At 26.7% G+C, this 13,670-nt stretch carries 18 protein-coding genes and 1 pseudogene; 18 read left to right on the forward strand and 1 reads right to left on the reverse strand.

The features are described 5' to 3' along the window. Positions 1-55 precede the first annotated feature (55 nt). The 15 genes and pseudogenes from P344_RS01645 to P344_RS01710 all read left to right on the forward strand — a co-directional run bounded on the left by P344_RS01645 (position 56) and on the right by P344_RS01710 (position 10,560). Complete coding sequence (locus P344_RS01645; protein WP_025317157.1) at positions 56-658, forward strand: helix-turn-helix domain-containing protein; 603 nt, start codon at positions 56-58, stop codon at positions 656-658. Positions 659-683: 25 nt separating this feature from the next. Next, positions 684-1,331 (forward strand): hypothetical protein, encoded by a 648-nt coding sequence (locus P344_RS01650; RefSeq protein WP_025317158.1) that lies wholly within the window; start codon positions 684-686, stop codon positions 1,329-1,331. Positions 1,332-1,585: 254 nt separating this feature from the next. Then, positions 1,586-2,407: a hypothetical protein gene (locus P344_RS01655; protein WP_025317159.1), complete on the forward strand. Its 822-nt coding sequence runs from the start codon at positions 1,586-1,588 to the stop codon at positions 2,405-2,407. 616 nt (positions 2,408-3,023) lie between these two features. Further along, positions 3,024-3,308 carry a hypothetical protein gene (locus tag P344_RS01660; protein ID WP_025317160.1) on the forward strand — a complete coding sequence of 95 codons (285 nt, stop codon included), beginning with the start codon at positions 3,024-3,026 and terminating at the stop codon, positions 3,306-3,308. Then, positions 3,263-3,778 (forward strand): hypothetical protein, encoded by a 516-nt coding sequence (locus tag P344_RS01665; RefSeq protein ID WP_025317161.1) that lies wholly within the window; start codon positions 3,263-3,265, stop codon positions 3,776-3,778. The genes P344_RS01660 and P344_RS01665 overlap by 46 nt, the downstream gene beginning before the upstream one ends. Further along, entirely contained in the window at positions 3,735-4,091 is a 357-nt protein-coding gene (locus tag P344_RS01670) for a hypothetical protein (RefSeq protein ID WP_025317162.1), read from the forward strand. Before P344_RS01665 ends, P344_RS01670 begins: the two co-directional genes overlap by 44 nt. Positions 4,092-4,149: 58 nt before the next feature. Next, on the forward strand, positions 4,150-4,359 hold the full coding sequence (locus P344_RS01675) for a hypothetical protein (RefSeq protein ID WP_148552284.1): 210 nt from the start codon (positions 4,150-4,152) through the stop codon (positions 4,357-4,359). A 518-nt stretch (positions 4,360-4,877) separates the two neighbouring features. Further along, complete coding sequence (locus P344_RS01680; protein WP_025317164.1) at positions 4,878-5,792, forward strand: hypothetical protein; 915 nt, start codon at positions 4,878-4,880, stop codon at positions 5,790-5,792. A gap of 36 nt (positions 5,793-5,828) precedes the next feature. Further along, a complete protein-coding gene (locus P344_RS01685; RefSeq protein ID WP_025317165.1) occupies positions 5,829-6,419 on the forward strand; it encodes a hypothetical protein in 591 nt (196 codons plus the stop codon). Between the two features lie 1,032 nt (positions 6,420-7,451). Next, on the forward strand, positions 7,452-7,598 hold the full coding sequence (locus P344_RS06580) for a hypothetical protein (RefSeq protein ID WP_156028510.1): 147 nt from the start codon (positions 7,452-7,454) through the stop codon (positions 7,596-7,598). 11 nt (positions 7,599-7,609) lie between these two features. Beyond that, positions 7,610-7,951 carry a hypothetical protein gene (locus P344_RS01695; protein ID WP_025317167.1) on the forward strand — a complete coding sequence of 114 codons (342 nt, stop codon included), beginning with the start codon at positions 7,610-7,612 and terminating at the stop codon, positions 7,949-7,951. Positions 7,952-8,331: 380 nt separating this feature from the next. After that, positions 8,332-8,472, forward strand: coding sequence for a hypothetical protein (locus P344_RS06585; protein ID WP_156028511.1), 141 nt, complete (start codon positions 8,332-8,334; stop codon positions 8,470-8,472). 111 nt (positions 8,473-8,583) lie between these two features. Then, positions 8,584-9,402, forward strand: a pseudogene (locus tag P344_RS01700) (IS30 family transposase); the annotation flags it as partial. A 201-nt stretch (positions 9,403-9,603) separates the two neighbouring features. Next, positions 9,604-10,101 carry a hypothetical protein gene (locus tag P344_RS01705; RefSeq protein ID WP_025317168.1) on the forward strand — a complete coding sequence of 166 codons (498 nt, stop codon included), beginning with the start codon at positions 9,604-9,606 and terminating at the stop codon, positions 10,099-10,101. 78 nt (positions 10,102-10,179) lie between these two features. Next, the gene (locus P344_RS01710; protein ID WP_025317169.1) at positions 10,180-10,560 is read left to right on the forward strand and encodes a hypothetical protein; all 381 of its coding nucleotides are present in this window, start codon (positions 10,180-10,182) and stop codon (positions 10,558-10,560) included. Positions 10,561-10,588: 28 nt separating this feature from the next. Here P344_RS01710 and P344_RS01715 read toward each other — a convergent pair whose 3' ends face one another. Beyond that, positions 10,589-10,846 (reverse strand): ferredoxin, encoded by a 258-nt coding sequence (locus P344_RS01715; RefSeq protein WP_025317170.1) that lies wholly within the window; start codon positions 10,844-10,846, stop codon positions 10,589-10,591. 106 nt (positions 10,847-10,952) lie between these two features. Between P344_RS01715 and P344_RS01720 the strand changes: the two genes are divergently transcribed. The 3 genes from P344_RS01720 to der are packed head-to-tail and all read left to right on the forward strand — an operon-like array spanning position 10,953 to position 13,662. Beyond that, on the forward strand, positions 10,953-11,654 hold the full coding sequence (locus P344_RS01720; RefSeq protein ID WP_025317171.1) for a hypothetical protein: 702 nt from the start codon (positions 10,953-10,955) through the stop codon (positions 11,652-11,654). 18 nt (positions 11,655-11,672) lie between these two features. Then, entirely contained in the window at positions 11,673-12,344 is a 672-nt protein-coding gene (gene cmk / locus P344_RS01725; RefSeq protein WP_025317172.1) for a (d)CMP kinase, read from the forward strand. 1 nt (position 12,345) lies between these two features. Beyond that, on the forward strand, positions 12,346-13,662 hold the full coding sequence (gene der / locus P344_RS01730) for a ribosome biogenesis GTPase Der (protein ID WP_025317173.1): 1,317 nt from the start codon (positions 12,346-12,348) through the stop codon (positions 13,660-13,662). Positions 13,663-13,670 lie beyond the last annotated feature (8 nt).

Below are 13,670 nucleotides of genomic sequence, written 5' to 3' on the forward strand. Positions count from 1 at the left end.
ATGAGGTCTAACTTAACAAGAAAGCAATTTATATAATTGCATTTTAGAAGATATTTTGTCGGGTCGGTATCGTCCCAATGCCGTTCTTAATAAAATTCCTTTTTGTGCTAAATATGATGTTAGTAAAGAAGAAGTCAATAATGTTTTTGCCGCTTTAACTGATGATTATTTAATTTCCTATGATCAAAATAAAGGGTATTTTATTAAGAAATATTTAGAACCAGAAATTAAACAGTTAGTATATTTAAACTATACGATTACCACAATTCGATTTATTAAATTAATGCATAGTTTAACTCCGAGTGTAATTGAAAAAATTAACAGTTGTTTACAAGAATTAAAAAATCTTAGTTATAAAAAAAATGATTTAACTAAAATAATGCAGGTAATTGATAATGTTGTTAATAATATTACCCAAATTGTCAAAACACCATTATTAGATAATATTTTAAAAAAAGCTTTTAACTTATGATTATATACTCGAAAAGTAATTGCTTATAACATTCAAATGCATGGTAAACAATTAATTAATTTTTATATTAAGGTGCTGGAGTTAACTTTAAACCAAGATGAAAAAACTTTACGGGATTTTTTATTAAGTTTTATCAATATTTGAGAAACTGCTTTTTTAGAATACTATGGCAAAATTTTAAAATAATTTTATTAATGGAAAGGAACTAATCATGGCCCTGAAAAAATGAACTGACCAGGAAATTATCATTGATTTGTTAACGAAAATTGCTAATAAAACTTATCAAGTTAATGAACCAATTAGCATTTTTAATCTTATTGATACATACCAACTTTCGGAAGTACAAGCCAAATTCTTTTTAAATAAGATTGCTGATAGTTTTTTATTAAAAATTACTAAAAATGGGGATTATCTTGTGCGCCAATTAACGATTGCCGAAATTGAAGATATTTTTTTAATCAGAGCTTCGATAGTTGATATGAAATATACACGGTTAATCAAAGCACTAACTTCGAAGAATAAAAAGGAATATTACGAAATCCTAGCAGAAGTTCAAAGCTGGGATCCCAACAATCTTTACCAAATTATTGAAATTGAGACAAAAATGTTTTATTTTTTAAACCGGGTAGTTCCCTGTGATTTAATTAATAATATTTTTGGGGAAGAAGCTTTATTATCCTTATTTTTGCGGATCTATAGTTTAATTAATATTCCTGATCAACCCCATAAAATTAAAAATTTTTATCTAAAAATAGCCAACTATTTAATTAATAATAAAATAAAAAACTTACATCATTTTATTTATGAAGCTCTTAAAAATGACCAGGATACATTTATTAGGGTATATTTAAATAATTAAAAATTTTTTATTGTCTAAGTATAATAATTATTTTTACAATGATAATTATTGTGATTTTCTTAGAATAATTTATTATAAAGGGTATACTTAAATTTAAAAATAAGTATGAAATACTATTGTTAACAGAGTACTAAAAGTGCCTAACAAAAAATATTTGTTAGGCACTTTTTCATAAGATATAAAGGAGAATATAAATGCCACAGAATGAAGAAAATAATTAACTAAAAGTAAGATTTAAAATAACAGCAAAAATTATGAATCTTGTTGATAAAACTACTAAATGCTTAATTTCTGAAGAATGGAATGTCGATGAGACATTAGAAAATCTTAAAGAGAGTACATTAAAATTATCTAATTTTAAGAACATTCCATTGAAGAAACTTAACTTAGTTATGCAAGAAGTATGCTCAATTGGTTATGATCTCAAAAAAGATGGAAGTAATTATAATGGAATCTTTAGAATTAATTCCTGAACAATTAAAATTATTAATAAAAGTCCGAAAATAGCAGGAGTATTACAAATGATAAGTGCTATTATTTCTTTTACGCTTCCCGTTAAATATGATGTTTGAAAAAAAGTTAATATTTATTTATTATCCGGAGAAGCACTTAGTTATGTGGGACGACCATTTATTGAATGAAAATTGCACCATAAAGATTGATTAACGCATAACCAGCAAACAGTTTTAAAATTATTATTAGTATTGAGTAATTTTTCCGTGGTTACATCGGGGATTTATAATATTATTTATAATTATGGGGAAGATTATAGTGTCTGAGAATTTCTAAAAGCAAAAATTTTTAGCAATGAAATTTCTAAATTTGCTTTAGCTGCCCAACTGGTATCCCTCACCCAAGCTATAACTACTTTTGCACCTGATCGTTGTAAAAATATTATTAAAAGTATTATTTCGGGGATCATAATTACCCGAGGTAGTTGTGAACTTAAGTTCGCTTATGATTTAATTAGGCGTTCTGTACGATACGATGAACCGGCAAAAAACAACTCTTGTGAGATTGTTTTTTTTATTTTTATATTAAAAAACACAAATTTATTTGCATTATTCATCAGATAGTATCTTTAAATTTAGAACTTTTATCATAAAAACAGATTAAATTCTGTTTTCCCTATACAAAATAAACGATATTTTTATAAATCCTTTCAATAAAGATATTATCCGATGAATAATGCAGCACTTAAAACTTAATATTTTGATGCTAAAGATGGATAACTCATCTATGGCACGAAGCTTTAAAGAAAGTGTGAAAGCGAATGGATTTATTACTCCTATTTATTTCTTTAATTCTCGGCAAGATTAATCCCTTGCGAAATGTCAGAGCGCTTGTTTTTTTGCTTGTTTTCATAAAAAGAGTGCTGTTAAACCGAAAAAAACAATATCGGACACTAAAAAAACAAGAGGGTTGGAACTCCAAAAGGTTATTTTCTTTATATAAAGTTATGTAGGGATGGATGAAGCGTAATTAATAACTGGGTAAACTTGTTTTATTTCCGTGGAAGATAAACTCTCTTTAAATATAAAGTTTTATGATCGCCACCACCCACGACCGAAGTGAGGTGGATAGCTAATTAACTAATTAAATCAAAATATAAATATTCTTACTAAATATAAATATTAACCAACAAAGGAATTTTCTGTTTATTTAAAAAATAAAAGAAAGGAATAAAATATTATGCAAGAATATAAAAGTAAATATATTAATAAAACTTGAAATGAAATAACAACTTCGTTTGATTGAGTTAATTGTCAACCAATTGATTGTCGTATTTCGCATCACAAAAATCATTATGATTTACAATGTTTAGAATGAGCAAAAATGTATTTAAATTTATTTAAAAATAAATGAAATGTTATTAATTGATACATGCAACATTATAAAATTAATGATATTTTAGATTTGGCTGCCGAGGGTTGAAAGATATTACAAATTGGGAAAAAAATAAAACAAATAATTTAAAATATATTATTGCAATTGATCCTGCCGGAGTTGGACAAACTGGGATTATTATTTATAATGTTTTGCAAAAGAAAATAATTAATAATATTACTTTTCATTTTAACTCTGAAGAAGAAGCAATAAATAATATTTACTTAATATTGAACAAATTTAAAAATCAAACCTGTTCTTATTTAAATAAAGTTATTGTAATAATTGAAGATTATCAACTTCATAAGGGATTAAAAATAACAAACCCATTATCTACTCCTAAATTTATTGGTGGTTTAAAAGTTTTATGCAAATATCTATTTAATTTAAAATATGTTTTACAATCACCTGTTGTTAAGAAAAACTATCTTTATAAAGGAAATATTAAAATGACAGAACATGAATTAGATGCTTGAAAACACCTACAATATTTTTTAACAAAAGGAGTTGATAAAAATGGCACAAACAAAAAGCAATCTACCCAAAAAATTACTAACTAATAAACCTAAAATAAAAAATAAAAGAGTTAATAAATTAGAATTAACTGTTAGACTGCATGAAAATCCGATTAAAACTAAAATTAAAGCGCTTGTTGCTGATGGTGTTGAAGTTGATGTTTGTTCTCCGAAATGTCAGTGAGAAGGATTAAATTATTCAACATTATCAATATATAACCTATATGTTTTAACTGAGTTTTTAAAATTAAGAAAAGATGATGAGATAAAAATTAAAGGCTTAGTATTTAATCAATTAAACTTAAAAAATAAGCGTTACTTTTTATCTTTTCGAGTTGATAGTTTTGAAATTATTTAAAAAGCGATTAGAAAAAGAACAAATACAAATATTAAAGAATAAGGAAGGAATTGAAAAAATGGTAAAAAATGTAAAATATATTCTTATTGATGAAAACAATAAACCAATTAAAAACGAAGATGATAGTTTTGATATTAAAACAGCAGAAATTATTTTAGAAAATTCTGAAGAAATTAATGAATTTAATGCAAGTAATTTAGAAAATAGCAATCAACAAATCAACGACCTACAAATCAAAAACACTGAATTAATTTCACAATTAGAATAACAAACACTGCAATTAAAACAAATTGAAATTAATAATTTTAATAATTCTTTAACTGATAATAAAGAATTTAAAAATGTCTTACTAAAATCTTATGATATTAATGATGACATTGAAGTTATTAAAACACACTTACAAAGTGTTTATGATGAATTAATTAAGGTACAAACCGTTAATACCGGTGGTGTACCAAAAACAGAAAACAAAGAAAACAATATTTTAGATACAGACAATGTATTTAATAAATAGAAAGAAGGAAGTAAATTATGACACAAAACCCACAAAGAATATTTGGTGATATTGCTAACCAAGCTACACAAAAAGAGCGTGAAGCATTTGTTGACCAATGATATTTACAAACTTATCAACAAAAATTTAGTTAAGAAGCATTATTTGCTTGAAAAGAAGCTAATAAATTTGGTTTAACATATAAAAGAAAGAAAAATATTAAATACAATGAGGGTTTAGGAAAAGATGGACAAGTATTTAATACTGATGATAATTTATTAAAATACTTAACAGTGAAATTAGAAGATGGTGTTGTTGAATTAGATACAATTTTAACTTTTGCTCGTAAATTAGACCCCATAAAAAGTGATTTTAATCCCAATCTTTGGGCTGCCGATATTGAGCAAGCAATGGATACAGAAGTTGCTTATAAACGCAATAAAATTTTAGAAATTATTAATAAAGGAATAGTTACAACTATTCAAGGTAAAAAAGTAGATGACACATCAGAAACAGTTATATTGGGTTCTGCTGATTTTATTCGTGGAATTCGTAATAAATTATATTTACAACTTGGAGCAAACGACCAAATAAATAGCGTAATTGCAACAAGTGGAGCAATGAAAACTGTTGAAGGAACAACATGCTATATGGTTCCAAAAAAATTACCAATTATTAATAAAGATGGTTCAGAAGGAACAATTAGTTTGTTACCTGATAGTGTTAATGCAATTGCCTTTAAATTTAGTAAAAAATATGACCCTCTTATTTTACGAAAAAAAGACCATACTCCTTTAAGGGTTAGTGCTGCTGCGTTAGGTACTGGGATGAGTAATACGTTGATTATGGAAAGAGTTTTATATTTAGGTGGAGCGGTAGTTGAATTGAAAGGGATTATTAAACATATTGTTGCTAAAATTAATATTAGCAAAATTAATAAATTAGATAAACCAACTATTCATGTTGTAAACCCAACACAAACAACAGCAGAACAATTAAAACCACAATTTAAAAATGTTATTTTAAAAGCGGTTAAAGCAGTAGATAGTTCTTTAACTGAAAGTGATTATGATTACTTTATTGAAAGTAAGGGTGAGGATTGACCAATTAATATTACAAACAATAAAACTGTTGCAGTTCAAATTGAACGTAAAAACAACGCTACTGGTCAAACAAACCCGATTAATGTAGTAATTAAAAATTCTTAATATTACTAAAAAATAGTACTTTTTCGTTGATAAATTATGCCAATTGGAACAAGCAAAACTGCTCTGATCTATGCTATTAAAAAAATACCAACAAGATTGTCAATTCAGCAACAACAAAAAAGTTTTTGTTTACAATTATTAGAATTTTTAGGAATTCAAGTTTTAGCTCTTGGATTGTCAGTTTTAACTGGCGGGATTGCTTCTGCTATTGGTTTAGGAGCAGGATTATCTAATTTTGCTGCAGCACTTATATCGTTTGGAGTAGAAACGGCAACTGATTTTACCGTAAATCAAATATATGATAGTTTAACTTTAAAAGTAACCGCAAAAAGTACTGCCTTGAATTTATTACCAGCAATCGGTGGCGTTGGTAAATTAATTCGTGCTGCACGAACAACTAAAATTTTAAAATTAGCAAAAGATACTAAATTACTTGAAAAATTAGGAGTAATAACAGCTAATAACTTAGAAGATGTTGTAAAACAAGTTGCAGGTGCAGGTAAAAAAATTTTATTTGATAAATTAATATTTGATTTTACAAAGCAGGTTAATAATGAAACTTTATTATATACAATTGGAAAATTAGCCCGAACTGATTTTATAAAGGTTTTAAGGTTTCTAAAATAAACACAATTAATAATTTATTAAAAATTATAAAAAAAACCTTCAAAAAATAAGTCCTAAATTAGTTCAAAAAATACCACGCATAAATGAAAAAAAATGCTAATAAATGACTATCTGAGTATGGATTAAATATTGATAAAATAAGCAAAATTAGTACTAATGAATGATATGACATTATGAATAATCTTCATAAAAAAGGTGTTGGTAAAAACCTTCTATTAAATGATAATTTAATACGTGGCAGTAAAATATATCATAATAAATTATTAAATATCTTGCATCAAACACCAATTAAATTGAATAAAGTCTTAAATTATTTGAACCCAAATTTTTATATTTAAAAAGTAAATAAAAAATTATTAGCCCCAATTGAAAAACAAATAATTACAATTAAACAAAAAGTAATTAGTAAAATTACCTATAAAACTAAAAAAATATTATCTAAATTTGAAACTAAGGCTATTCAAAAAAGCCAATTATTACCTTTTGCTGCTTATGACTCTGTTGTTTTTTAGCAGTTAAAATTGTTCCTTTATCGGTTGCAAGTGAAGTTGCTTTAACAATATATTATAAAAACCCAAAATATGTCCCAATTGTTGTGATGACAACTTTAATCAAAGCAGAACAGTTTGTTTTGGTTCCTGAACCTTTTAAATTCTATATGAACAGCGATTGGTTTATTGGATGAGGTTTTAAAAAAAACAAGTTTGTTTAATTTAGTTTCTTTTGTTCCACTTGCTTATCAACAAGTAGTAAAAGATAGTTTTAAAATATATCTGACAATTGCTAAGGTATTAAAGTTGTAAGAACAATTTAAAAATAACTTTAATAAAAATAAATTGTTAAATACGCTAGAAGATAATACTATTGCTAGTTTATTGGGCGGTAGCTTAGCATTTCAAACATACAAACAATTTAGAATAAAACAAAATTTAAGCAAAACAATTAAAATAAAAACACTATCAAGTAGCAAGCAAAAAGTTTATCTTAAATAAAATCAAATCAAAAAGAAATAAATGATAAGGAGATGATTAAATGTTAAATGAATTATGACAAAATGTTACTTTGGAAAATTATAATAATTTTAATCCAATGACAGGTAAAATTACACAAGTTCCCGTTCGCTATAATAAGTGTTCTTTAAAGGTAATGTCGAATTATGATTTAAAACATTTGCTTTAAGAGCCCAAAATATGATTAATTCATATTTAAATTATCCATTTTCAAAATTAAAATTTGAAACATTTAAAGACTTGTTATTAAAGAAAATTTGTATTAATTTGAAAATATTTGGGGTTTCATCATTGTTTTTTATATCAGGAATTATTATATGTTTTATAGGAGAAAAAACATTAGGTATTTCTTGACCAGCATATGTTATTGTTTCAGCAATGCTTATTGGCGCTGGAATTATAGTTTTGATTATTGAAACAATTAGATTTATTAAAACCCACAAAAAAGAACAAAACAGAGATAGCATTGAAGATGTTATTAAAAAAGATGAAACAAAAATCTACTTACTAATCAAAAAATAGATACTAAATTAATTAATAACTTTTTAAAAATACAAGATTTTACTAATAAGAATTGATATAACGAATATAAAATCAATAAAAATGGCAAAGGTGCATACTTTATTTTTGCTAATAATTCAAAACTTAATTTTATTACCATTGATTTTTACAATGACCAATATGATAAATTAGGTAATTTAGTATCTTGTACTTTTGATTATGACCCTTATCTTAAAAATAACCAAAGTGTTTTTATTACTGAAAAATTAGAAATTGATTATGTAACTAAACAAGTAAAAGTTATTAGAAAGTTAAAAACACGATTATACAGTACTATTACTGATTTATATATTGATGATGTTAAATGAAATAACTATACAACATTACAAAGAGAAGAAATATTGCCACTTAATTTTATTCCAATTGAAATTATTCCGAATAATCCTAATTTTGAACCTTCTGCTCGTTATGGAAAACAATTTGCTAGTATCTTAGATATTATTGCTGAAAAGATAATGTTAGACCCATTATTCCATTATTAAATAGTGATAAATTTACAATTAATACTAATGGAGTTTACTGGTGTTGTTGATCAAGAAATTAGCAAAATGTTAGCTTTATTTATTGAAAATGATTTGTTATTAGTTGAAGTTAATACTGTTAAAAGAGAAATTAAGCGATTTAAAAATATACAAGATTATAAACAAAAACGTAAAAAATGCATTAAAAAACTAACTGAATTTACAAAAAAGAAGTTAGATTTTATTAAAATAAGATTTAATAAATACCATGATACATCCGAATAATTGATTTATCGTTATTTCTTGGAATTTGGTGTTAAATTTCCTGTTTGTGTTAAAACATTGTATAAATGAATATGTTTAGGTGAATACGGATTAAAAAAAGAAAATTTACCTCATCGTGGTAAAAAATATAAAACAAAAGGAAAATCTGATAATCGTGGTCAATTAACTAACTTTAAATTAATTTGAGATATTGAAAATAAAGAATCTAATGTTGGTTGATTTGAAATGGATACTGTTGTGGGAAAAGACCATCAGTCTAGTAATTTGGTTTTAGTAGAACAATCAAGTAAAAATTATTTTGTAGTGAAATTAAAAAATAATACTGCTAATGAAGTTTTAGAAAAATTTAAAAATATTGCTAAAAGTAATAATTTAATTGGGAAAATTAAAGGAATAATAACTGATAAAGGAAAAGAATTTAGTAAATGAAAAGAAATGGAAATATTTGCTGAAACACAAGTTTATTTTTGTGATACGGGAAAACCACAACAAAAACCACTAATTGAGCATATGAATGGTGAATTTAGATATTGAATTTCTAAGGGAGTTGATTTTAATAATATTAGTCAAAAAATGATAGGTTGAATAGTTAATGTTATAAATGATAAACTCCGATCATGTTTGAATTGACTAAGTGTAAAAACATTTTTTTTTACAAAATTTTAAATAAATTTATTAGTTAAAATTTAATAAATTATTTTTAGTGTGCTTAAATATGAGTAAAATAAGATAAAATTATAAAAATTTAATTTTTTCTGAAAAAATTATTGCAATTTATTAAAAATATTTTATTATTAACTTAACAAGATATGAATTTGCTGTTTGTATCTACACAGCGCCTTATAAAGAAATTAGATAGCAAAAAATATGCTGCTAATTATCGGGGTTGCTATCTTAGGGGTTGGCATTCCGATTGCTTTAAACTACTTTGTTGATTTAATTGCTTATTCAACACCATCTTTAAATTGACTAAAACAAAAATTAATGTGGAAATTCAAAGGTGCTAATTGTGAAAATATCAGTGGTCAATCAGAATTTTCTAGATTCCTTGATTCAGAATCACAAGATTGTCCTTATAGTAATCAACCGCGCGTTAATCCAATTATGAATAGTACTTGTCCAAATGGGTTGTTTATTACAAATGAAAAATTTGCGGAACAGGATAAAATAGTAGTTATTAATTCTGAAAATATGCAAGCTACAGTTGACACACAAAATAAATATATTTGAAATAACAAAAGAAATCAAAATATTTTAAAAGAAAAGCAGAATGAACTAGCACAAAGAAACAAGAAAAATGTTAGTAATGTTATTGTCCTTCAAGAATCAGAATCAGAAAAAGAAACATCTATTTTTTGTTGTTAATAAGTTTTTAAAAAATATTTTTTGCCATATGTTATAATTATATTAGGAGTAGAATTGTTATTTAGCAAGGGGGCGACTATGAAAAATACCGAGGAATGTGAAGTTGAACTAACTGGAATTATTGAAAATAATAGCCAACATTTACTTCCACAATACATTAGAGACATTGCAATTGCTAAAGAATGATTAGAGGAATTAATTGCTCGTGAGAGTGTAACTAACGAAGACTTATTGGCAATAAATAAATTATTAATTGACTTACTAGCAAAGATTAGAATTGATCAACAATGCCAACACCAAAAAATTACTGCAACACCACTTGAAGTTGATGTTGAACAAATGACTGTGAGTTGGGATCTTTTTTGTGAGGGTTGTTCAATTCGCAAAGAAAAGACTAGTAGCTTAGATTTATCAGTACCTTTATCAGAATTAGCAAAAGCAATTCCTTTTAATGATTAAAAAAATAACATTTATCAATGTTATTTTTTTATTTTTTTTCATTATCAGGATTTTCAATACTTTTGTGGTGATTGCGATATTCTTCTAAGGTTTTAATAAAAATAGCTTGGGTTGGACAAACAATTTGGGCATCAACTAATTCCACATCATTTTCCTTTGTATTTGCAAACCCATCATCATCCATAAAAAATGTTTTCGTTTCGTCAACCATTACACAACAACCACAAGCAATACACAAGTTAGTATTTACATAGGTTCTTTTTTTATCAATATTACGATCAGCCATAATTTCACCTCTTAATTTCCATAAACATTATATTATAAAATTTATTGATATTATTATATAATTCTTATATAAAATAAAAAGTGGTTTATAAGGAGGCACGATTAAATTGGAAACGAGAATGGAAAAGTTTGCGCAATTACGAGAAGAGATTAAAAAAGAAATTGAGCTGGACCAAGAAATTAATGAAGTTAAAAAGGTTGTTAATAATTATATGAATAAGTTAAATGTAATTGATCTGGGGCATTTTAATAGCATTAAAACTGATTTTGAACAAGAATTTAGTTGGGAAAAAGTTTTTCTTGATAAAAACCCGGATGAACAACCATATTCACCTAATTTTAAATATGACCTCCAACAATTATTAAACCAGATTAAAACTGAAACTAAGCAGGAAGATTTAATAGCGTATAATTCCACTGCTGATGCTGGAAATATTATGCATAATATTTTAATTAGTGAAACATTATTAAATAAACCAACATATGAAAAATACCAGTCAATATTAGAAGATATTTTAAATAAAAAAGTTGATTATCTTAACGAGATTGAAGAAATTAAAAAATCGTTACCAAATTACTGGATTAATTCTTCTAACATTGATTTTGGAACGATTGCCCAAATTCGTAAAAATGATCATCGCTCCACTAATGAAATGTTAAAAGAAGCAAGCAGTTTAGTGGAAGAAAAGCATACTAATATTTTAGCATTGTTTAGAAAAACAAAACTTCGTGATAAATATCCCTTAGTTTTTATTATTTTTGTTATTATAATAATGATAGTTGCGATTGTTTTGATGGTAACATTATAAATTAGGGGATGTGAAAAGATGAAAATAAATATTGCAATTGATGGCCCAGCAGGGAGCGGGAAATCTTCGGCTGGGGCTGAATTAGCTAAGCAAATTGGCTACCAGTTTATTGATACGGGGTTAACTTACCGGGCTTTTACTTATTATTGTGTTGTTAATAATGTTGATTTTAATGATTACCAAGCCTTGCAGGCTGCGATAAAAAATTTTAATTTTCAAGTGGTGGGTGATGATATTTTTGTAAATAATGAAAATGTTACTGATCAGTTACAACAAGAAATTGTGTTAAAAAGTATTAATAAAATTACCGGGTTAGCTTTCATTCGGGAAGCAATGGTTGAATTACAACGGAGCTTAGCAAAAGATCATGGGGTTGTCATGGTTGGCCGTGATATTACGTCAGTTGTTCTACCGACTGCAGAATTAAAATTTTTTTTAACAGCTAGCATTGAAGTTCGTGCTTTACGCAGATGAAACCAAAATAAGGTTAATAATATTGTTCCAAATGATTTAGAACTTCTAAAAGAGCAGTTGACAAAGCGAGACCAAGCAGATATGCAGAGAGCAACCGGACCATTAGTAGTAACTTCCGATGCAATTGTGCTTAATAATAGTAATTTAACATTTGCTGAAACTATTCAGGCGTTGTTAAAGTTATATAACGAAAAAATTAAAAGCGAGGAACAATAAAATGGCACGAAAAGGAACTGTCGCAATTATTGGGCGACCTAATGTTGGGAAATCAACTTTATTTAACCGGATTATTAAGGATCGCTTATCAATTGTGGAAGATACCCCGGGAGTAACCCGTGATCGTATTTATGCATATAGTGAGTGACTAACCAGAGAGTTTTTATTAATTGATACCGGCGGTATTACCCTTGACCATCAAGCGTTATTTGCCGAAGAAATAAAAATGCAAGCGGAAATTGCGATTAATGAAGCGGATGTGATTGTTTTTGTTGTTTCTTATAAAAAAGGCATTAGTCCCGATGATGAAATGATTACGAAAATGCTTTATAAAGCAAAAAAACCAGTGATTTTAGCAATTAACAAGTATGATAAACAAGAAAAAAATAATGAATTGTATGAATATATGGCTCTGGGGTTTGGCGAACCAATTGCAATTTCTGCTAGCCATGGAATTGGCATTGGGGATTTATTAGACCAAATTATTTCTTATTTAGATGAATTACCCGTTAAAATTAAAAATAAGGGGATTAATTTTTCAATTATTGGGCGACCGAATGTGGGAAAATCATCCTTAACCAATGCCATTCTGGGCGAAGAACGCGTAATAGTTTCTGATATTGCCGGAACAACTACCGATTCAATTGATACAACCTTTACCCTCAATAAAACTGAATATACGGTTATTGATACCGCCGGAATTCGTCGAAAAGGGAAGATCTATGAAAAATTAGAAAAATATAGTGTTCTCCGCGCGGTGAGTGCCATTGAACGCAGCGATATTGTCCTTTTATTAATTGATGGTACCCAAAAAGTAACTGACCAGGATACTAATATTGGTGGTTTGGCATTTGAACAAAAAAAACCAGTTATTATTGTAGTTAATAAATGAGATGCTATTACCCAAAAAACAGAACGGACAATGAATGAGATTGAAAAACAAATTCGTGGTTATTTTAAATATTTAAATTATGCCAAAATGGTTTTTGTTTCAGCCCTGGAAAAAAAACGGTTGAATGTTTTATTTAGTGCCATTGAAGAAGTTTATGCCGGGTTAAAGCAGCGGGTTAAAACTAGTGTCTTAAATGAAATTTTAGTAAAAGCTCAGTTATTAAATCCGCCTCCTGATTTTAATGGGGGGCGGGTAAAAATTTATTATGCTACCCAACCGGAAAGTACAATTCCAACGTTTATTATGTTTTGTAATAATCCCCAGTATGTTCACTTTTCTTATAGAAGATTTTTAGAAAATCAAATTCGTGATTATTTTGGATTTAATGGGGTACCAATTAATATTTTATTTAGAGAAAGAAAGTAAAAGAGGGA

Source organism: Spiroplasma mirum ATCC 29335 (genome assembly GCF_000565195.1).
Classification (GTDB): domain Bacteria; phylum Bacillota_I; class Bacilli_A; order Mycoplasmatales; family Mycoplasmataceae; genus Spiroplasma; species Spiroplasma mirum.